Origin of the sequence: Streptomyces sp. NPDC002888 (assembly GCF_042888465.1) — a bacterium.
Taxonomy (GTDB): domain Bacteria; phylum Actinomycetota; class Actinomycetes; order Streptomycetales; family Streptomycetaceae; genus Streptomyces.
Map to the genome: position 1 here is coordinate 133,364 of NZ_JBIAPU010000021.1, position 20,032 is coordinate 153,395.

General features: G+C 71.8%; 16 protein-coding genes. 10 read left to right on the forward strand and 6 right to left on the reverse strand.

The genetic code is table 11. The features are described from left to right. Positions 1-76: 76 nt before the first annotated feature. Entirely contained in the window at positions 77-244 is a 168-nt protein-coding gene (locus tag ACFYWX_RS31125) for a hypothetical protein (protein WP_389427740.1), read from the reverse strand. On the opposite strand from ACFYWX_RS31125, the gene ACFYWX_RS31130 reads away from it, so the two are divergent. Further along, on the forward strand, positions 243-1,445 hold the full coding sequence (locus ACFYWX_RS31130; RefSeq protein ID WP_389427742.1) for a cytochrome P450: 1,203 nt from the start codon (positions 243-245) through the stop codon (positions 1,443-1,445). The two genes, ACFYWX_RS31125 and ACFYWX_RS31130, sit on opposite strands and share 2 nt — an antisense overlap. Before the next feature lie 13 nt (positions 1,446-1,458). Next, positions 1,459-1,653: a ferredoxin gene (locus ACFYWX_RS31135; protein ID WP_389427744.1), complete on the forward strand. Its 195-nt coding sequence runs from the start codon at positions 1,459-1,461 to the stop codon at positions 1,651-1,653. A 6-nt stretch (positions 1,654-1,659) separates the two neighbouring features. On the opposite strand, the gene ACFYWX_RS31140 is transcribed toward ACFYWX_RS31135, so the two are convergent. Then, on the reverse strand, positions 1,660-2,205 hold the full coding sequence (locus ACFYWX_RS31140) for a TetR/AcrR family transcriptional regulator (protein WP_389427746.1): 546 nt from the start codon (positions 2,203-2,205) through the stop codon (positions 1,660-1,662). Between the two features lie 110 nt (positions 2,206-2,315). On the opposite strand from ACFYWX_RS31140, the gene ACFYWX_RS31145 reads away from it, so the two are divergent. From ACFYWX_RS31145 to ACFYWX_RS31160, 4 genes are all read left to right on the forward strand, one after another. Beyond that, positions 2,316-2,774 carry a nuclear transport factor 2 family protein gene (locus tag ACFYWX_RS31145; RefSeq protein WP_389427748.1) on the forward strand — a complete coding sequence of 153 codons (459 nt, stop codon included), beginning with the start codon at positions 2,316-2,318 and terminating at the stop codon, positions 2,772-2,774. 10 nt (positions 2,775-2,784) lie between these two features. Then, positions 2,785-3,303: a flavoprotein gene (locus ACFYWX_RS31150; RefSeq protein ID WP_389427750.1), complete on the forward strand. Its 519-nt coding sequence runs from the start codon at positions 2,785-2,787 to the stop codon at positions 3,301-3,303. Positions 3,304-3,345: 42 nt separating this feature from the next. Next, positions 3,346-4,314, forward strand: coding sequence for an aldo/keto reductase (locus ACFYWX_RS31155; RefSeq protein WP_389427752.1), 969 nt, complete (start codon positions 3,346-3,348; stop codon positions 4,312-4,314). 119 nt (positions 4,315-4,433) lie between these two features. Next, on the forward strand, positions 4,434-5,447 hold the full coding sequence (locus tag ACFYWX_RS31160; RefSeq protein ID WP_389427754.1) for a hypothetical protein: 1,014 nt from the start codon (positions 4,434-4,436) through the stop codon (positions 5,445-5,447). On the opposite strand, the gene ACFYWX_RS31165 is transcribed toward ACFYWX_RS31160, so the two are convergent. Further along, the gene (locus ACFYWX_RS31165; protein WP_389427756.1) at positions 5,441-6,262 is read right to left on the reverse strand and encodes a phytanoyl-CoA dioxygenase family protein; all 822 of its coding nucleotides are present in this window, start codon (positions 6,260-6,262) and stop codon (positions 5,441-5,443) included. The genes ACFYWX_RS31160 and ACFYWX_RS31165 overlap by 7 nt on opposite strands. 69 nt (positions 6,263-6,331) lie before the next feature. Between ACFYWX_RS31165 and ACFYWX_RS31170 the strand changes: the two genes are divergently transcribed. Both ACFYWX_RS31170 and ACFYWX_RS31175 read left to right on the forward strand, forming a co-directional pair. After that, the gene (locus ACFYWX_RS31170) at positions 6,332-7,270 is read left to right on the forward strand and encodes a helix-turn-helix domain-containing protein (RefSeq protein WP_389427758.1); all 939 of its coding nucleotides are present in this window, start codon (positions 6,332-6,334) and stop codon (positions 7,268-7,270) included. A 290-nt stretch (positions 7,271-7,560) separates the two neighbouring features. After that, positions 7,561-9,732, forward strand: coding sequence for a ricin-type beta-trefoil lectin domain protein (locus ACFYWX_RS31175; protein WP_389427760.1), 2,172 nt, complete (start codon positions 7,561-7,563; stop codon positions 9,730-9,732). Positions 9,733-9,752: 20 nt separating this feature from the next. Here the strand turns inward: ACFYWX_RS31175 and ACFYWX_RS31180 are convergent, their stop codons facing one another. The 3 genes from ACFYWX_RS31180 to ACFYWX_RS31190 form a co-directional block, all read right to left on the reverse strand. Then, positions 9,753-11,045 carry an SLC13 family permease gene (locus ACFYWX_RS31180; RefSeq protein ID WP_389427818.1) on the reverse strand — a complete coding sequence of 431 codons (1,293 nt, stop codon included), beginning with the start codon at positions 11,043-11,045 and terminating at the stop codon, positions 9,753-9,755. An 88-nt stretch (positions 11,046-11,133) separates the two neighbouring features. Next, on the reverse strand, positions 11,134-11,706 hold the full coding sequence (locus ACFYWX_RS31185) for a DUF4232 domain-containing protein (protein ID WP_389427762.1): 573 nt from the start codon (positions 11,704-11,706) through the stop codon (positions 11,134-11,136). A 53-nt stretch (positions 11,707-11,759) separates the two neighbouring features. Beyond that, complete coding sequence (locus ACFYWX_RS31190) at positions 11,760-14,132, reverse strand: SpoIIE family protein phosphatase (RefSeq protein WP_389427764.1); 2,373 nt, start codon at positions 14,130-14,132, stop codon at positions 11,760-11,762. Positions 14,133-14,374: 242 nt separating this feature from the next. Between ACFYWX_RS31190 and ACFYWX_RS31195 the strand changes: the two genes are divergently transcribed. Together ACFYWX_RS31195 and ACFYWX_RS31200 are read left to right on the forward strand one after the other, a co-directional pair. Next, a complete protein-coding gene (locus ACFYWX_RS31195) occupies positions 14,375-17,473 on the forward strand; it encodes a glycoside hydrolase family 2 TIM barrel-domain containing protein (protein ID WP_389427766.1) in 3,099 nt (1,032 codons plus the stop codon). Between the two features lie 155 nt (positions 17,474-17,628). After that, the gene (locus tag ACFYWX_RS31200; RefSeq protein ID WP_389427768.1) at positions 17,629-19,869 is read left to right on the forward strand and encodes a glycoside hydrolase family 9 protein; all 2,241 of its coding nucleotides are present in this window, start codon (positions 17,629-17,631) and stop codon (positions 19,867-19,869) included. Positions 19,870-20,032 lie beyond the last annotated feature (163 nt).

Here is a 20,032-nt window from a genome sequence, read left to right on the forward strand (position 1 = left end):
GGCGACAGCGGCAGAAGGGCATCGATCGTGGGCATGGCTGGATCCTGAGGTCGGGCCCCACCCGACGGCAACCGATTTACGGGCCGGAGGCGGCGCCCGCCCCTCCGGCCCGCGCCGCGGAACGCTCAACTCCGGCCAGATCGCCCCGTTCGCCGATCTGGCCGAACTTCGCGTCGCCCCATAGATGCCCGGGGCATCTAATGAAGATCGGCACGCCGCACCCTTCGTCTGCGAGGTCTTCCATGACGGAACTGTCGGAACCCGTCGCCTTCCCCCAGGACCGCACCTGCCCCTACCACCCGCCGACCGCCTACGACCCGCTGCGCGACACGCGCCCCCTGACGCGCGTCACCCTCTTCGACAAGAGCCCCGTCTGGCTGGTGACCGGCCACGGTGTCGCACGTGACCTGCTCGCCGATCCCCGCCTGTCCACCGACCGCACCCGCCCCGGCTTCCCCGCGCCCACCGAACGCTTCGCGGCCGTCCGCCACAAGAAGACCGCCCTGCTCGGCGTCGACGACCCCGAACACCGGGTCCAGCGCCGCATGATGGTCCCCAGCTTCACCCTGAAACGCGCCGCCGAACTGCGCCCGAGCATCCAGCGCATCGTCGACGAGCGGCTCGACGCGATGATCGCCCAGGGGCCGCCCGCCGATCTGGTGAGCGCCTACGCGCTGCCCGTGCCGTCGATGGTGATCTGCGCCCTGCTGGGCGTCCCGTACGCCGACCACGAGTTCTTCGAGGAGCAGTCACGGCGGCTGCTGCGCGGCCCGACGGCCGACGACACGCTCCGGGCCCGCGACCGACTCGAGGAGTATGTCGGTGAGTTGATCGACCGCAAGCAGAAGGAGCGACGGCCCGGGGACGGCGTCCTCGACGACCTCGTCCACCAGCGGCTGCGCGAAGGCGCCGTGGACCGTGAGGAGGTGACCGCCCTCGCGATCATCCTGCTGGTCGCCGGCCACGAGACCACCGCCAACATGATCTCGCTCGGCACCTACACCCTGCTCCAACACCACGAAAAACTAGCCGAGTTGAGGGAGGATCCGGCGCTGCTGCCCGCCGCCGTCGAGGAACTGATGCGGATGCTGTCCATCGCGGACGGGCTGCTGCGGCAGGCCACCGAGGACATCGATGTGGCCGGGACGACGATCCGGGCCGGCGACGGCGTGGTCTTCTCGACCTCGGTCATCAACCGCGACGAGGCCGTCTACGCCGACCCCGACACCCTCGACTGGCACCGCTCCGCCCGCCACCACGTCGCGTTCGGTTTCGGTATCCACCAGTGCCTCGGCCAGAACCTGGCCCGCGCCGAGATGGAGATCGCCCTGCAATCCCTCTTCGCATGTCTGCCCGGTCTGCGGCTCGCCGTCCCGGCGGACACGATCCCCTTCAAGCCGGGCGACACCATCCAGGGGATGCTGGAACTCCCCGTGACCTGGTGAGAGGCCGACGGTCATGCACATCGACATCGACAAGGACGTCTGCATCGGCGCCGGCCAGTGCGCCCTCGCCGCGCCGGGCGTCTTCACCCAGGACGACGACGGCTACAGCGCCCTTCTGCCCGGCCGGGAGGACGGCGCGGGCGACCAGATGACCCGGGAGGCCGCACGAGCCTGCCCGGTGAGTGCCATCGCCGTCACGGACACCTGACCGGCGTCAGCCGATCAGCAGCCGGGCCGCCTCCCGGGCCTGGGCGGCCGGCTCCGTGCCGCCGGTGATGCCCGCCGTGACCATCGCGCCCTCGGCCAGCAGGAACAGCGGCCCGGTCAGCGCGGCGGGCAGCCCCGCGTCGGCCACGAGAGCGGCGAGGTAGTCCCCGAACGCCCGCTTGTGGGCGCGGACCTGGTGCGCCACGCGGTCCGACGTGGCGCCCAGTTCGCCGTACGCGTTGATCCAGGCACAGCCGCGGAATCCGTCCTCGGCGAACCACTCCTCGAGCCACTCGAAGACGGCGAGGACGCGCCGGCGCGGGTCCTCGTGCCGTTCCACGTACCGTGCGAGCCGCCCGCGCCAGCGCTCGTCCCGCCGCTCCAGATACGCCTCCACCAGCTGTTCCTTCGCCGGGAAGAGCTGGTAGAGCCGCTTGAGCGAGAGACCGGACGCCCCGCGGACGTTGTCCATGCCGACGGACCGGATGCCCCGCCCGTAGAACAGCCTCTCGGCGGCGTCCAGCGCCTGCTCGCGGGCGACCGCGCTGTCCATCGACCCTTCCTCCCACCTCGCACGCCTCCTTGACGCGAGAACGAGCGTTCTCTTATATTAGCAGTCACCCGGAGAACGCTCGTTCTCCACTTCTGTCAGTGGAGCAGCCCGTGTCCGACCGCCCGCCCCTGCCGCCCTTCACCCGGGAGACCGCCGCCCGCAAGGTCCAGGCCGCCGAGGACGCCTGGAACACCCGGGACCCGCACCGGGTCGCGCTCGCCTACTCCGAGGACTCGGTCTGGCGCAACCGCGACACCTTCCTCACCGGCCGCGCCGAGATCGTCGCGTTCCTCACCGCGAAATGGGCACGCGAACGCGACTACGCGCTGCGCAAGGACCTGTGGGCCTTCGACGGCGACCGCATCGCCGTCCGCTTCCAGTACGAGTGCCGCGACGCCGACGGGCAGTGGTGGCGGTCGTACGGCAACGAACTGTGGGAGTTCGACGAGCACGGCCTGATGGCCCGGCGCGAGGCGAGCATCAACGACGTGCCGATCACCGAGGGGGAGCGCCGCATCCTCGGAGCGCGGCCCGAGGCCGGATACGGCCGGTCCTTCCCGCTTCAGTAGGGTTCCCCGCGTGACCGAACCGGACGGGAAGCCCTTTCTCTACGTCGTCGTCTGCGCCGCCGGGATCGCCGCGGGAGTCAGCAAGCTGATCACCGCCGCCCAGGAACGGGACTGGGAAGTGGGCGTCTTCGCCACGCCCACCGCCATGAACGGCTTCTTCGACACCGCCGCGGTTCAGGCACAGACCGGGCGCCCCCTCCGCTCCGCCTGGCGGCGCCCCGGCGACCCGCGCCCCTTCCCGGACCCGGACGCCGTCGTCGTCGCGCCGGCCACGTTCAACACCGTCAACAAGTGGGCGGCCGGCATCGCCGACACCCTCGCCCTGGGCACCCTGTGCGAGGTGTCCGGCCAAGGCGTCCCGATCGCCGTCCTGCCGTGCGTGTCCGCCGCCCTCGCCGCCCACCCCGCCTACCGGGACAGCCTGATCCGGCTGCGGGGGATGGGCGTGCGCTTCGCGGAGCCGTACGCGGGCGGCGAGGCGGGGGAGTTCGGCTGGGAGCGCGCGCTGGACCTGTTGGGTGGGACGTAGGCTCCCCTGAGGTACCCACGTGCGAAGGCAGGAGCAGTGACGATGCAGTACGTGAAGCTCGGTACGACGGGTCTGGACGTGTCGCGGATCTGTCTGGGCTGCATGACCTACGGAGTCCCCGACCGCGGCAACCACGAGTGGACCCTCGACGAGGAGGCGTCCCGCCCGCTGATCCGGCAGGCGCTGGAGGCCGGCATCACCTTCTTCGACACCGCGAACGTCTACTCCGACGGCACCAGCGAGGAGATCGTCGGCAGGGCGCTGCGCGACTTCGCCCGCCGCGACGAGATCGTGCTCGCCACGAAGGTGCACGGCCGGATGCGGCCGGGGCCCAACGGCGGCGGCCTCTCCCGCAAGGCGATCCTGACCGAGATCGACCACAGCCTCACCCGCCTCGGCACCGATTACGTCGACCTGTACCAGATCCACCGCTTCGACCCGCACACCCCGGTCGAGGAGACGATGGAGGCGTTGCACGACGTGGTCAAGGCGGGCAAGGCCCGCTACATCGGGGCGAGTTCGATGTACGCCTGGCAGTTCTCCAAGATGCAGCACACGGCCGAGTGGCACGGCTGGACCCGGTTCGTCTCCATGCAGAACCACTACAACCTCCTCTACCGCGAGGAGGAGCGCGAGATGCTGCCCCTCTGCGCCGACCAGGGCGTCGGCGTACTGCCCTGGAGCCCGCTCGCCCGCGGCCGCCTCACCCGGGACTGGGGTGTCGAGACCGGCCGCAGCGCCACGGACACCTTCGGCAGCACCCTCTACCTGGAGGGCGACCGCGCCATCGTCGAAACCGTCACCCGCATCGCGAACGACCGCGGCGTCCCTCGCGCCCAAGTGGCCCTGGCCTGGCTGCTGCACCGGGACACGGTGACGTCCCCGGTCGTCGGCGCCTCCAAGCCCCGCCACCTCGAGGACGCGGTGGCCTCGGTGGAACTGACCCTGAGCGAAAAGGAGTTGCAGGAGCTGGAGCAGCCGTACGCTCCGCACCCGATCGCAGGCCACTGAGCGTCGCCGGACCCGACGCAACCGAACGCCTGCCCGAACCGTCCCTCAGTGCGATGACCGATACAGGGGATGCTGAGGACAACGGACGGGGACAGGTGTCGCCGAAGAGACGACGGAGGGTGGCGATCGTCGCGGCACTGGCCGTCTCGGTGACGGCCGTGTGCGCGGTGGCCGTCGCGCGTGACGACGGCCGTCGGCTGTTTCCCCGCGCCTCGTACGACCCGTTCCACGGCTCGGCCGCCGCACCGGAATGGGTCGCCTACGGCGACCACGCCGCTGTCGTCCGCGTCACGCGGGAGAAAGCCGGCCAGGCCGACCCGAAAGACGGCGACTACATCCCCCGCACGGTCACCGCGACCGTCACCCGGGTCATCTGGTCGAGACCCGGGGCGCCTCGGCTGCCCAAGGAGATCACCCTTCGGGCGCACGGCTGGTACACCACCCTCTGGGGCGGGAGGGAGGAAGCCGCGCGTGAGGGAGCGCCTCGTCTCGAACCGGGCCACACCTATGTCGTCGGCGTCGGCTTCACCGGTACGGGGAACGGGGTCGAACTGATCGGTGACGACGCGGCCGTGCCCTACGACGCCGCGACCTTCGGCCAGGGGGAGTTGGAGGGCCGCACCATCGGTGCCAACGCCTACCGCAGGGCTGTCGTGGGCATGCAGAAGGACGCGGTCGCCAAGTTCGCCGTCAGTGAGACCTACAACCCCAAGACCCTCCGTGACGTCCAGCGGCTGTTGGAGGGCACCTCGCCGCTGAATCTCTACCGGCAGACGGCGTTGACCAGTCTGCAGGCCGACGTGAACCTGGACCGCAAGCCGGACGACCACGCGGACGAAGGCACCGGAACCCTCCCCGGAACGATCCGTCACCGCGTCCTGGCACTGGACTCCCGCACCGAGTACTTCCTGTCGGTCGCCTGCTCCGGGCCGCGCGGCGCGGGGGCCACGCTCGGACTGACCGTCAACGGGACGACGGACTCACACAAACTGTCCTGTGACACCAGCAATGATCTGGTGAGAATCGAACAGCCGCGCGGCGAAGTGTCGTTCGAGATCACCGCCGCGAAGCCGAGCCTCGGCGCCGTCGCCGTCGCCTGGAACGTGTCCGAGGCTCTGAAAACCGGTCAGTGAGGTCCGTCCGGCGCGAACTCCGTGCCGCACGGCCCCGCGCCCTCGCTCTCCGCCAGCACGACCCGCGCCCCGCTCATGGTCAGCGTCCGGTAGAACGAACCGATGCGCGCGGTGGAGCGCCCCACGTAGTGCCCGATGAACGACCGCCGGAACCGGTCCCCGGTGCGGTTCGGCTGCGACCCGTGCACCAGACTGCCGTTGAAGAACAGCACGTCCCCCGGAGCCATGTCGACCGGAACAGCCGCAAGTCCGGCAGGCGGGGGCACGTACTCCCGCGCGAACGACACCTCCGCGTCCGCCTGCTCGGGGCAGAACAGGTCCATCGCGTGGGTACCCGGCACCACCTCGAGACCCCCGTTGTCCCGGTCGATCTCGTCGCACGCGATCCAGGCCGCCACACACGTGCCCGGCTCGACCCGCAGATAGAAGTTGTCCTGGTGCAGCGCCTGCCCCCGCGCCCCCGGCGGCTTGAAGTAGAACATGCTCTGCGCGGCCAGCACTTCCTCGCCGAGCAGTGTCTCCAGCACGCCGCGCAGCCGGGCGTCCAGCAGCACCCGCCGCGCGAGCGGGTTGAACGCGTGCGGCTGCATCACCCTCGGGTACGCGCGCAGCGGGTCGGCGGACCCGGGGCGCGGCTCGAAGTGCCCGGGCACCGGACCGGCCGCGTGCAGCGCCGCGAACTCCGCGCGGAGCCGGTCGATCTCCTCGTACCCGAACATCCCGCGGACGACGGTGAAGCCGTCCTCCCGGTACTGCCGCAGCCCGGCCTCCGTCAGTATGGGAGTGTCGGCGGCGTCGATGCCCGTGACTGTCATGCTTTTCCTCCTCGGTCCGGTGTCCTCGGCTCACCACGCTAGGCCGACACGGCGTACGGAAGGATGCCCATGCGTGCTGACGACATGCCCAGGGCTGCCGCGCCCGGCGACCCCTCGCCGCCACCGGGTCACGTGGTCGTCGGCCACTTCGACCAGAGCCCGGGGTACGGCGTCAACCGCCCCCGGGGCTCGGACAGTTATCTCTTCACCTGGACGGCCGGCGGACACGGCCGGCTCAGCCAGGGAACCGCGGGGGCCCGGGCGCGCGCGGGGGACCTGGTGGTCCTCGCACCGGGTGTCCCGCACGGCTACGGCGTCGAACCCGGCGCCCCGCACTGGCGTTTCTGGTGGGCGCACTGCCAGGCGCGGCCCTCCTGGACGTCCTGGCTGCGGCCGTACGACACCGGGGACGGGATGTACGTCGTCACCCCCGTCCCCGCCGCACTGCACGGGCGCGTCGAGGCGGCGTTCGGCCGGATGCTCGCCGACGCCCGCTGGACCGGCACCGACGCCCCGCCCACCGGCGCCTCCACGGACGGCGATCCGGTCGCCGTCGCGCACGGCAGCGCGGCCAGGGAACTCGCCCTGTGCTCCCTGGAGGAGGTCGTCCTGCTCACCACGGCCGCCGCGCGCCCACCGTCGGCCCGGCCCGGTGCGGACGCCAGGGTGCGCCGGGCACAGGCGCTGATCGCCGCCGATCCGGGCGCCCCGCACACGGTCCGTTCGCTCGCCGAAGCGGTCGCCCTGTCGCCCTCGCGGTTCGCGCACTTGTTCACCGAGCAGTTCGGCCGGTCACCGATGCGGGCGCTGCGCGAGGCCCGGCTGGGGCACGCGGCCCGGCTGCTGGAGAGCACCGACCTGTCGGTGGAACGGGTGGCCGCCGCCTCGGGCTTCGCCAGTCCGTATCACTTCAGCCGGGTGTTCCGGGAGCGCTACGGGATGCCGCCGGGCGCGTATCGGGGAATCCCCACACGAATTTACGCTCCGATTAGACGCGAAATTGATTGACGTTCCGTCAAACCCCATCACGTGCACGCAATGCACAAAACCGCGAGATCCCTTGTTGACTGTCCCTGGCCTGTGCAAAGGTGTGCCGTGTCGGCGTGCAGGCAATGTTTTTCCGCTGCGCGCACGAGGCCGCTCCCGTCCACCCCCGCGCTTCAAAAGAGCTGCCCCGGGCGGATGTTCGAGATGCCGAACTCTGTACGGGTGGATCCGTGGCCCTGTCGGCATGGTGACATACTCGTTGGTATGGACTATGGACTGTGACGCCGCATGCCCTCGGAAGGAATGCAGCCTTGACTGACGCAGGCCCGTCGAATTCCCCGACCCCCGCGCGCCGGTTCGACGCCACGGACGAGCAGCTCAGTGCCGAGCTCACCAAGTGGACGGGCGGCTCGCCCGCGCTCCACCCTGTCGGCGAACTGCTGGACCGGCACTGGGAAGCGGCCTTCGCCTACGCCAGGCTCTGCACCGACAGCGCGCGGGCCGCGGGCATGCTCACGACCGCGGCGTTCACCAGGCTCTTCGGCGCGTCCCTGCGGCAGAGCGGACCGACCGCCGCGTGGCGGCCCCACCTCCTCGTCACCGTGCGCCGGATCGCCGCCGAGTGGGACACGGACGGCCGCCGCGACCTGCTCCACCCCGCCCTGCGCTCCGACACCGACGACGGGTCCCGCGTCGCCGCCCGACTGCTCCCGTCGGCGGACCGGCGGCTGCTGTCCCGCGCCTTCCAGCGGCTGTCCCAGTCCGCCCGCTGCCTGCTGTGGCACACCGAGGTGGAGGCCGAACCGCTGGCGACCCCGGCCGCGCTGCTCGGCCTGGACGAGGAGGACGCGCGCGTCGAGCTGCGCCGCGCGCGTGAGCGCCTGCGCGACGAGTGCCTCCAGGTGCACCGCGAACTCGCCCCCGACGACGACTGCCGCCGCTACCACCGGCTGCTGGACGTGACCTACCGGCGCGGCGGTATCGACCTCGACCCTGACCTGCGCGCCCACCTGGAGCAGTGCAGGCACTGCCGGCACACCGCGGGCCAGCTGGACCAGTTCAACGGCGGAGGGCTCGGCGTCGCCCTGGCCGAAGGCGTGCTGGGCTGGGGCGCGCGGGCCTACCTCGAGGCGCGGGCGAGCAGCGCCGAGAGGCCGGCCGAGGCGGCGGCGCCGTCGTCGGAGGAGTTCATGGCGTTCCCGGGAGAGCCGTTCGACTCACCCGGGCCGGCCCCGGAGGCCCGCGGCGACTCCAGATCCACCGACCACGCCGACTCCGGTCCCGGCACCCGCAAGGGCACCCGCGCCGGCTTTCGTTCCGGTGGCCGCAACGGCACCCGCGGCGACTCCGATTCCGGCACCCGCAAGGGCATCCGCGCCGACTCCGGTTCCCGCGCCCGCAAGGGCACCCGCGCCGGCTCCCGTTCCGGTACCGGCTCCGGCATTCGGGCCGATTTTCCTACGGACACCCGTCCGGACTCCCGCGGCGACATCGGCCCGAACTCCCGCACCACCCCCGATGGCGACACCCGCCCCGTCCCCCGTCGTTCGGACCGCAAGGCGGCCCGTCGTGCCCGCCGCCGCAACCTCGCCGCGGCCGTCCTCACCGTGAGCGGGCTGGTCGTCCTGCCGCTGGTGCTGTGGTCCGCCCTGGGCTCCGGTGACAACGACTCGAGCGCCGACGGCGGCGAGGCCACCGAGGCACCCGGCTCGGGCGCGGGCGACTCGACGACCGACCCGTCCTGGGCCGGGGCCGGCGACGCCTCCCGGGGCACCCTGCGCGGCAGGCTGCACAACGTGGAGTCGGGGCTGTGCGTCGGCGTCGCCGGCACGAAGGCCGTCCAGGGCGCGGAAGTCCGCCTGGCCGCCTGCTCCTCGACCGCGTCCCAGCAGTGGACGTACGAGACCGACGGCCTGCTGCGCAACGCCGCCGCCCCCGACCTCTGCCTGGACTCCCACCTCGGCTACTCCCTACGGCTCGCGCCGTGCACGGGCGGCGACCGGCCCGGCGAGAAGAACGTCCGCTACGACTTCACCCTCCAGGGCACGCTGGTGCCCCGCTGGGACCAGGACCTGGCGCTGGCGCCCGCCGCCACCGACGGCTCCGGCGCCCTCGTCCTGAAGAACCGCGTCAACGACCCCGCCCAGCGCTGGGTCGTCGACACCTCGAAGCCCGACCCCCAGATGCAGGCCGTCAACTGGGGCACGGACAGCGAACCCGCCACGACGCCCCCGTCGCCGACGCCCACCCCGAAGGCTTCGGAGCCCCCCACCCCCACGCCGACCCCGACCGAGCCCCGCACCACCCCGAAGCCGACGCCGACCGCCTCGCCGTCCACGGCCGACCCCTGCTCGTACAACCCGTACTACTGCTCCGGGGACAACCAGTACGGCGGTGGGCCGGGCGGTTACGGAGGCTATGGCTACGGGGGTTACGGCTATGGCTACGGGGGATACGGGGGCTATGGCTACGGCGGCCGGTGACGCGCGGGTGAGTCGGGCGCTCAGGCCCCGACGACCAGGAGCGACACCCACAGCGCCGCCACGGCCGGGACCAACGCGGCCGGTACCGCGAGCAGTCCGAGCCGGGTGAACTCCCCGAAGCCGACGACGCCCTCGCCCTCCGCGCCGCTCCGGCCGCTGCCGCTCTCCTCCTGCCCCTGCACGATGCGCCGCCACAGCAGCGTCGCCAGCGACCCGGCGTACGTCAGGTTCGGCCCGATGTTCACCCCGAGCAGCACGGCAAGCACCGCCCCGGGCCCGGCCGCAGCGGTGAGCGGCAGCAGGACCAGCACCGCGGGCAGGTTGTTGATCAGGTTCGCCAGGACGGCGGCCAGGGCGGCGAGTGTGAGCAGCGCGACGAGCCCGGAGCCGTCCGGCAGCACGTGCCGCAGCGCGTCGGCGAGGCCGTTGTCGACCACCGCGCGCACGACGACACCGAGCGCGAGCACGAACGCCAGGAACGCGGGAGAGGCGGCCCGCACCACCGTGAGCGGTGTGGCCCGCCGCCGTACGAGCGCGCGGACCGCCAGGACCATCGCCCCCGCCGACGCGGCCCACGCCGGGTCGATGCCGACGGCGGAGGCCACCACGAACCCGGCGAGCGTGCAGGCCACGGTGACCAGGGCGAACAGCGGCAGCCGCGGTGGCTCGGCGGCATCGGGGGAGGGCGCGGGAGCCGCCAGGTCGTCCGCGAAGAACCGCCGGAAGACCAGGTATTCGGCGCCGATCGCCACCAGCCAGGGCAGCACCATCAGCGCGGCGAACCGGGTGAAGCTCAGGCCGCTCGCCGTGAACGCCAGCAGGTTGGTGAGGTTGGAGACCGGCAGCAGCAGTGACGCCGTGTTCGACAGGTGCGCACAGGCGTAGAGATGCGGCCGGGAGCGCACGCCCATCCGGGTGGCGGTGGCCAGCACGACCGGCGTCAGCAGCACCACGGTGGCGTCCAGACTGAGCACGGCCGTGATCACCGAGGCCAGGACGAACACCGCGGTCAGCAGCCGTCGGGGCCGTCCCCGGGCCCAGCGGGCCATCCACGCACCGCACGCCGTGAAGAGGCCCTCGACGTCACAGAAGTGGGCGAGGACCAGGACAGCGGCGAGGAAACCCACCACCGGCCCGAGCCGCTCCACCTCCGCCAGCGCGTGATCCGGCGAGATCACCCCGGTGGCGAGGGCGATCCCGGCGGCCGGGACCGCCACGACCGCCTCCGGCCACCCCCCGGGACGCAGGACCGCCCAGACGAGGGTGGCGACGAGCAGGGCGACGGACAGGGACTCGGCGAGCGGGGCGTTCAGGGCGGATTCCTTCAGGACACGATCAGCTGGGGAAGCCGCCCATCAAAACACGACCGGGTAAGAAGCTCGCCGGGAGGGTCAGGTGTGGTCAGGGACCGGTGCCCGGCGCGAACACCGTCAGGAACACCGAGGAGGAGTTGCCGGACACGGGCACCGGCCCGCCCGTCCACTTCACCTTCAGCGGGTCCCGCTCGTCCGCAGGGGTGACCAGAAGCACAGCGGGAGTGGCCGCGTGGGCGCCGCTGATCTCCGGATTGCTGTATGTCAGCCCCGCCCACGCGCTGCGGCCCGGCGCCAGCCTGACGGTCGTCGGCTTCTGGTCGGGCGCGCGTTTGGGATCCTTGCCCAGTTGCTTGCCGGACGCGTCAAGGAAGGCGGCGCCCGGATAGCCGTGCACCGTGCAGGTGCGGGAGGAGACGTTGGTGAGGACGACCGGGAAGTTCCACTGCCCGGCGCCCGGATCGTTGCGGCCCACGGAGGCGCGCAGCTCGGAGGTGTGACACCGCGTGGTGCTCGCGGCGGGCTCGGCCGCCATCCGGTGCACGCCGCCCGTGGTGTCGGCCGATCCCTGGGAGGGGCCCGTCGTGCCGCAGGAGGCCAGCAGGCCCGGTACGGCGAGCGCGCCCACCCATAAGGCGAAGAAACGCTTCGACTGAGTCATCACCGCCGAGTTCCCCCCAGCGCGGCGACCGAAGCGCGTCATCCGAGAAGTCCTCACTCCTCGTCGAGCAGCGCCAGCTCCGCCCAGATCGTCTTGCCCTCCGTGTGGTGCCTGCTGCCCCACCGCTGGGTGAGCTGGGCGACCAGCAGCAGCCCCCGGCCGCCCTCGTCCCACGTCTTGGCGCGGCGCAGGTGCGGAGCGGTGTGGCTGGTGTCGGACACCTCGCAGATCAGCGTGGCCGCGTCGTGGATCAGCCGCAGCCGGATGGGGTGGGAGCCGTAGCGGATGGCGTTGGTGACGAGCTCGCTCACCACGAGCTCGGTCGTGAACGAGACCTGGTCCAGCTCCCAGACGGCGAGCTGCTCGACGGCCTGCTTGCGGACCGGGGCGACGAGCGCGGGGTCGGCGGGGATGTCCCAGGTCGCCACCCGGGACGCCGGCAGCCCCTGGGTGCGGGCCAGCAGCAGGGCCACGTCGTCGGCAGCTCCGCCGGTCGGCATCAGGGTGTGCAGGATCCGGTCGCAGGTCTCGTCGAGGGAGTCCGCGTCGGCCGCCAGGGCCTCGCGCAGCAGCGCGTGCCCCGCTCCGACGTCCCGTTCGCGGGACTCGATCAGCCCGTCGGTGTAGAACGCCAGGACGGATCCCTCGCGCAGGTCCAGCTCGGCCGACTCGAACGGCAGCCCGCCCAGGCCCAGCGGCGGACCGGAGGGCAGATCGACCTGCCGGGGAGCGCCGCCCGGCGGGAGCAGCACGGGCGGCGGATGTCCGGCGCGCGCGAGAGTGCAGCGCCGGGACACCGGGTCGTACACGGCGTACAGGCAGGTCGCGCCGACCTCGCCGGGGCTGCCGTCGGTGCCGGCCTCGTCCGACAGCCGCAGGACGAGGTCGTCGAGGTGCGTGAGGAGCTCGTCGGGGGCCAGGTCGATGTCGGCGAGGGTGCGCACGGCGGTGCGCAGCCGGCCCATGGTGGCGGAGGCCTGGACGCCGTGGCCGACGACGTCCCCGACGACCATGGCGACCCGCATCCCGGACAGCGGGATCACGTCGAACCAGTCGCCGCCCACCCCGGCCTGTGCCGCCGGAAGGTAGCGCGAGGCGGCCGTGACGGCGGCCGTGCGCGGCAGGTTGCGGGGGAGCAGGCTGCGCTGCAGGGCGAGGGCGGTCTCGCGCTCGCGGGAGAAACGGCGCGCGTTGTCGATGCAGACCGCGGCCCGGGCGGTGATCTCCTCGGCGAGCATGACGTCGTCGGGCGTGAACGGGTCGCGGCGCCGGAAGCGGGCGAGGACCGCGACGCCGAGGGTCGTGCCCCGGGCCTGGATCGGCACGGACATCGTGGAGTGGATGCCGTACTCATCGATCCGCCGCCGGCGGACCGGGTCCCAGGCCAGCCACTGTTCGAGGTCGTCCGTCACCGTCGACGCCACGATCGCGTGGCCCGCGAGCAGGGAGTCGGCCTGCGGTGAGGGCGTCGGGTAGACGTCGACCTGTCCCAGCTTGACCACGGCCTCGGGACTGCCCGGGTTGACCGAGCCGAGGGCGACCCGGCGCAGGGTGATCGGCGCGCTGAGCCGGCCGACGGCGGGCTCGGCGCCCTGCTCCGGCGGCTCCAGCAGGTCGACGCTGACGAAGTCGGCCAGCACCGGCACGCAGACGTCGGCCAGCTCCTGGGCCGTCCGGGTGACGTCGAGGGTGGTGCCGATGCGCACGCTCGCCTCGTTCACCAGCTGGAGCCGCTCCCGGGCCAGGTAATGCTCGGTGAAGTCGTGGGCTGCGACGCACACACCCCGCACCCGCCCGTCGGCGTCGGTGACCGGGGACATCCGGGCCAGCCACGCCGCCACGCGGCCGTCGCCGCTGATCGGGAGGTAGGACCGCACGTCGTGCCCCCGGCCGGTGGTGAGCACCTGGTGCATCTGCTGCTCGAAGTCCGCGCTCTGCGGCCGAGCGTCGATGTCGGGGACGCGCAGACCGCGCAGGCGCTCCTCGGGAACGCGCAGGATCTCGGCCATGGGCGAGTTGATCCGGTGCAGGCGCAGCCGCTCGTCGAAGATCGCGACCGCGCAGGGGGACTGCGTCAGCTCGACCCGGGACAGCGGGTCGTCCGGTGGCAGCGGTCGAAGTGCCTCCAGAGGGCTGACGACGAGCCGACCGCCGTCCTCGGGACGTCTTTGATGGACGAGGACCCAGACGGAGACGGTGCGGCCGTCGCGGTGCCGCAGCGCGAGCTCGCCGCTCCAGCGGCGCTCGTCGGCGCGGATGGCGGGCACTTCGCCGGCCAGCAGGTCCGTGGCCGGGCGGCCCACGGCCTCCTCCGGCGACCAGCCCAGCAGACGGCGCGCGCCCTCGTTCCACTCGGCGAGGAGGCCGTCCGCGCCGACGAGGGCCCGCGCCGTGGCGGCATCGTCGAACGGATACACCGGGCTCATCGTCGCCACTCCATCGCGCACACTCACAGTGAACAGGTGTCACCGCTGTTCCAGCCTAGTGCGTACCGGTCCTCCGCGAACGTCGACCCCTTCCGGCGGAGCGCCACCGCTGGGACGTGAGAGACGGGACCGGCTCACCGCACTCTTGACGGGGACGTGTGGCACGTCGTCAGATTCTGTTGGTTCACGATCAGTTGTGAGTACTTATGGGTCTTGATGAGTCCCGATGAGGGAGAGCCGCCATGTCAGTCACTCGCAGATCGGTTTTGATCGCCTCCGCGGCCACCCCGGCCGCCGGATCGCTCCTGGGCGCAGCCCCGGCCGCGACGGCCGCCGAAGCGACCCGCGACACGTCCGGCCGCCACACCGTCGCCCTGCGCGACGGCTGGCGCTTCGCGCTGGTCAACCCGGGCGGGATCACCGACCCCACCGGCGCCTACGCCGGCGCCGCCGACCCCGCCTACGACGACTCGGCGTGGCGCGAGGTCGCGGTCCCGCACGACTGGAGCATCGAGCAGACCCCCACCACGCAGCACGGCACGACCAGCGGCACCGGGTTCTTCCCCGGCGGCCTCGGCTGGTACCGCCTCGCCTTCACCCTGCCGCCCGCCCTCGCGGACAAGCGGATCTCGGTGGAGTTCGACGGCGTCTACATGGACTCGTACGTCCACTGCAACGGCACCGAGGCCGGCCGCCACCCCTACGGTTACACCGGCTTCGCCTTCGACCTCACCGACCTGGTGCACACCGACGGCACCACCGAGAACGTCCTCGCGGTCAAGGTCCAGAACCGGCTGCCCAGCAGCCGCTGGTACTCCGGCAGCGGCATCTACCGCGAGGCCCGCCTGGTCGTCACCGAACCGGTGCACGTGGCGCGCTGGGGCACCAGTGTCACCACGCCGGACATCACCGCCGAGCGGGCCCTCGTACGGGTGCGGACGGCCGTGGTGAACGAGACCGGCAGCGCCGCCGACGTCGAGGTCGTGTCCCGGATCACCGACCCCCGCGGCCGCACCGTCGCCCGTACGTCCGCCACGGTCGCCGTCACCGACGAGACCACCGCGACCCATGAACTCACCGTCCCGAAGCCCAGGTTGTGGGACTTCGCGACCCCTCAGCGCTACACCCTGCACACCGAGCTGCGCGTCGACGGCACCACCACGGACACCTGCCGCACCCCCTTCGGCATCCGCACCTTCCGCTTCGATGCGGACGAGGGCTTCTCCCTCAACGGCACCCACACCAAGATCAAGGGCGTCGACCTCCACCACGACCTGGGCGCCCTCGGCGCCGCGGTCGACGCCGACGCCGTCCGCCGCCAGATGACGATCATGAAATCGATGGGCGTCAACGCCTTCCGCACCTCCCACAACCCGCCCTCGCCGGAGATGATCCAGGTCTGCGAGGAGCTGGGCATCGTGATGATGGTGGAGGCCTTCGACTGCTGGCGCAGCTCCAAGACCCGGTACGACTACGGACGGTTCTTCGACGAGTGGGCCGACAAGGACATAGCGGAGATGGTGCTCGCCGCCCGCAACTCGCCCGCCGTCGTCATGTGGTCGATCGGCAACGAGATCAGTGAGTTCACCTCCACCGCCGGTCTCGGCATGGCGGACCGGCTCATTGCCGCGGTCAAGGCCCATGACGAGACGCGGCCGATCGTCATCGGCAGCCACCGGCATCGCAGCGTGCCCGCCCCCGGCTCCCCGGGCGACCTGATCCTCGCCGAGCTCGACGGCCTCGGCCTCAACTACAACACCGCCAAGTCGGTGGACGCGCTGCACGCCCGCTACCCCAAGCTGTTCCTCTTCGAGTCCGAGTCGTCGTCGGAGACCTCGACGCGTGGCGCGTACCAGGAGCCCGAGCGCCTCAACACCGGCGAGAACCACACGCCCGGCAGGCGCGCCACCTCCTCGTACGACAACAACCTCGCCTCCTGGACCATGAGCGGCGAGTACGGACACAAGAAGGACCGCGACCGGAAGTGGTTCGCCGGGCAGTTCCTGTGGTCGGGCATCGACTACATCGGGGAGCCCACGCCCTACGACGTCTTCCCGGTGAAGGCGTCCTTCTTCGGCGCGGTCGACACCGCGGGCTTCCCGAAGGACATGTACCACCTCTTCAAGAGCCAGTGGACCGACGAACCCATGGTCCATCTGCTGCCGATGACCTGGAACCACGAGAAGGGCGACACCGTCGAGGTGTGGGCCTACTCCAACGTGGACACCGTCGAGCTGTTCCTCAACGGAAAGTCCCTCGGCACAAGGAAGTTCGACACGAAGAAGACCGTCGACGGGCGGGAGTACCTGGAGACCACCGAGGCGACCGGCGACGACAAGACCTTCACCGACGGCCCCTACCCCGGCAGCTACACCAGCCCGAACGGCAGCGCCGGCAAACTCCACCTCACTTGGAAAGTGCCGTACCGGCCGGGGGAGTTGAAGGCGGTGGCGCGCCGCGGCGGCCGGGTGGTCGCCACGGACGTCCTGCGCACGGCGGGGAAGCCGCACGCCGTACGACTGACCGTCGACCGCAAGTCCGTTGCCGCCGACGGCCGTTCGCCGGCCTTCGTGACCGCCGAGGTCGTCGACGTCCGTGGGGTGGTCGTGCCCGACGCCGAGCACCTGATCGGCTTCGACGTGAGGGGCGGATCCCTCGCCGGGCTCGACAACGGCCGCCAGGAGAGCGCCGAGCGCTACCAGGCCAGTACGCGCACCGCCTTCCACGGCAAGGCGCTCGCGATCGTGCGGGCCGGTACGAAGCCGGGCGTCCTGAAGGTGACGGCACGGGCGGAGGGCCTGCGGTCGGGCACCGCGATCGTGCGCACGACCACCGCTCGCTCGGCGGCGACCACCCCTGCGCCCGACTTCGCACCGGATTACCCGGCGCCCGTGAACTACCCCTACGCGGAGGCCAGTTACTCCGGCCGACCGGACACCCTTCCCGCGGCCGTGCTCGACGGCGACCCGGCCACCGGCTGGTCCAACGGCTTCCTCAAGTCCGCGACCGCCCTGCTGCCCGCCTTCGGCGGGGCCCGGCAAGGGGACTGGATCTCGGTGGACTGGGGGCGGACGCGGAGCTTCGACCGGGTGGAGGTGTCGTTCACGGTGGACGCCGGGCACACCCGGCCCGCGTCGGTCGAGGTCGCCGTCTGGGACGGGCGCGCGTACACCCCGGTCACCGGAGCGGCCGTCGACTGGGCCACCGCCTCGGACGCGCCGACGGTGATCACCTTCGACGCGGTGCGCGGCTCCCGGCTGCGGCTCACCCTGGCCGGCAGCCACCCCGGTGAGGCCCAAGGGGCGGTCCGCATCAGCAGGCTGGAGGCACCGGCGGGCTGAGCGGGAGCCGACGGGGGCGGCTCACGGTCCGGGCGGGAAACCAGTCCCGTCCGGACCGTTGACGGGGTGTCACCCGGCGAACCAGCATGGCCCCGTCCGTCTCTGGGAGCGCTCCCACAACGAGCGTCCCCCGCACCTCCCCGAGGAGCCCAGACGTGAAACGACGCAGAACCGCCCTGCTGTCCCTGACGGCCCTGCTCGCCACCGCACTGAGCGCGCTCCCCGCGCAGCCGGCCGGGGCCGACGAGGTCGAACAGGTCAGGAACGGCACCTTCGACACCACCGCCGACCCGTGGTGGACGAGCAACGTCACCGCGGGCCTGTCCGAGGGCCGCCTGTGCGCCGACGTGCCGGGCGGCACCACCAACCGCTGGGACGCAGCCGTCGGCCAGAACGACATCACCCTGGTGAAGGGGGAGTCGTACCGGTTCTCCTTCAAGGCGTCCGGCGCGCCCGAGGGCCACGTGGCGCGGGCGCTCGTCGGCCTGTCCGTGTCGCCGTACGACACCTGGTACGAGGCGAGCCCGGTGCTGAGCGTGTCCGGCGACTCCTACAGCTTCACCTTCACCTCGCCCGTCGACACCGCCCAGGGTCAGGTCGCCTTCCAGCTCGGTGGCAGCGCGGACGCCTGGCGGTTCTGCATGGACGACGTGTCGTTGCTGGGTGGGGTGCCGCCCGAGGTGTACGAGCCCGACACCGGTCCGCGGGTCCGCGTCAACCAGGTCGCCTACCTGCCCGCCGGCCCGAAGAACGCCACGCTCGTCACCGACGCCACCACGAAACTGCCCTGGCAGCTGAAGAACGCGCAGGGCACCACGGTCGCCCACGGCTGGAGCGCACCGCGCGGGGTGGACGTCTCCTCGGGGCAGAACGTCCAGGCGATCGACTTCGGTGCCTACCGCAAGCAGGGCACGGGCTTCACCCTGGTCGCCGACGGCGAGACCAGCCGCCCGTTCGACATCGGCGGCGCCGCCTACGAGAAGCTGCGGCTCGACGCGGTGAAGTACTACTACACGCAGCGCAGCGGCACCCCGATCCGGGAGGACCTGCGGCCCGGCTACGGCAGGCGCGCCGGTCACGTCGACGTGGCACCCAACCGGGGCGACTCGGCCGTGCCCTGCCAGCCCGGTGTCTGCGACTACACGCTCGATGTGACCGGCGGCTGGTACGACGCGGGCGACCACGGCAAGTACGTCGTCAACGGCGGCATCACCACCTGGGAACTGCTCAGCACCCACGAACGCGCCCTGCACGCCCGCACCGGACAGCCGGCGAAGCTGGGCGACGGCACGCTCGCCCTCCCCGAGAGCGGCAACAAGGTGCCGGACATCCTCGACGAGGCCCGCTGGGAGCTGGAGTTCCTGCTGAAGATGCAGGTGCCCGACGGGCAGCCGCTGGCCGGCATGGCCCACCACAAGATCCACGACGAGGCGTGGACCGGCCTGCCGCTGCTGCCGAGCGACGACCCGCAGAAGCGCGAACTGCACCCGCCGTCCACCCAGGCCACCCTGAACCTCGCCGCCACGGCCGCACAGGCCGCGCGCCTGTACCGGCCCTACGACAAGGCGTTCGCGGCGAAGGCGCTGGCGGCGGCCCGCAAGGCGTGGTCGGCGGCGCTCGCCCACCCCGCGGTGTACGCCGACCCCGATGACGGCACCGGCGGCGGCGCCTACCCGGACACCGACGCGACCGACGAGTTCTACTGGGCGGCCGCGGAGCTGTACCTCACCACCGGCGAGAAGCAGTTCGCCGACCATGTCCTGAACTCCCCGGTCCACACCGCGGACATCTTCGGCCCGTCCGGCTTCGACTGGGGCAGGACGGCCGCGGCCGGCCGCCTCGACCTCGCCACCGTCCCGAGCAAGCTCCCCGGCCGGGACAAGATCCGGCAGTCGGTGGTCAAGGGCGCCGACACATACCTGGCCACACTCAGGTCGCAGCCGTACGGCATGCCCTACGCACCCGCCAACAACCTCTACGACTGGGGCTCCAGCCACCAGGTCCTCAACAACGCCGTGGTCGTCGCCACCGCCTACGACATCACGGGCGCCTCGAAGTACCGCGACGCAGCGGTCCAGAGCATGGACTACCTCCTCGGCCGCAACGCCCTGAACATGTCGTACGTGACCGGCTACGGCGAGGCCCACGCCCACAACCAGCACAGCCGTTGGTACGCCCACCAGCTCGACCCGAACCTGCCGAACCCGCCCGCGGGAACCCTCGCCGGCGGCCCCAACTCGAGCATCCAGGACCCCTACGCCCAGCTCAAGCTCCGGGGCTGCGTGGGCCAGTTCTGCTACATCGACGACATCCAGTCCTGGTCGACGAACGAGACCGCGATCAACTGGAACGCGGCGCTGACCCGGATGGCGTCCTTCGTGGCGGATCAGGCCTGAAAGTGAAGGTGAGAGTTGCCTGAGGGCGCCGGGAGGGCGCACCGGCCCCGGTCCGACGACGGACCGGGGCCGTCCTTGTCTCTACTCGGTACCTCTCCCCCCGGTACCTCCCTCTGATGCTCTTGAACTGGGAATATTTACGAGTAAGTACCCGCGCGGTACC

What these genes read in the sequence shown, in the direction of transcription:
- ACFYWX_RS31130 (WP_389427742.1), top strand. Translation starts at nt 243, where the DNA reads ATGACGGAACTGTCGGAACCCGTCGCCTTCCCCCAGGACCGCACCTGC.
- ACFYWX_RS31125 (WP_389427740.1), bottom strand. Translation starts at nt 244, where the DNA reads ATGGAAGACCTCGCAGACGAAGGGTGCGGCGTGCCGATCTTCATTAGA.
- ACFYWX_RS31135 (WP_389427744.1), top strand. Translation starts at nt 1,459, where the DNA reads ATGCACATCGACATCGACAAGGACGTCTGCATCGGCGCCGGCCAGTGC.
- ACFYWX_RS31140 (WP_389427746.1), bottom strand. Translation starts at nt 2,205, where the DNA reads ATGGACAGCGCGGTCGCCCGCGAGCAGGCGCTGGACGCCGCCGAGAGG.
- ACFYWX_RS31155 (WP_389427752.1), top strand. Translation starts at nt 3,346, where the DNA reads ATGCAGTACGTGAAGCTCGGTACGACGGGTCTGGACGTGTCGCGGATC.
- ACFYWX_RS31165 (WP_389427756.1), bottom strand. Translation starts at nt 6,262, where the DNA reads ATGACAGTCACGGGCATCGACGCCGCCGACACTCCCATACTGACGGAG.
- ACFYWX_RS31170 (WP_389427758.1), top strand. Translation starts at nt 6,332, where the DNA reads ATGCGTGCTGACGACATGCCCAGGGCTGCCGCGCCCGGCGACCCCTCG.
- ACFYWX_RS31185 (WP_389427762.1), bottom strand. Translation starts at nt 11,706, where the DNA reads ATGACTCAGTCGAAGCGTTTCTTCGCCTTATGGGTGGGCGCGCTCGCC.
- ACFYWX_RS31190 (WP_389427764.1), bottom strand. Translation starts at nt 14,132, where the DNA reads ATGAGCCCGGTGTATCCGTTCGACGATGCCGCCACGGCGCGGGCCCTC.
- ACFYWX_RS31195 (WP_389427766.1), top strand. Translation starts at nt 14,375, where the DNA reads ATGTCAGTCACTCGCAGATCGGTTTTGATCGCCTCCGCGGCCACCCCG.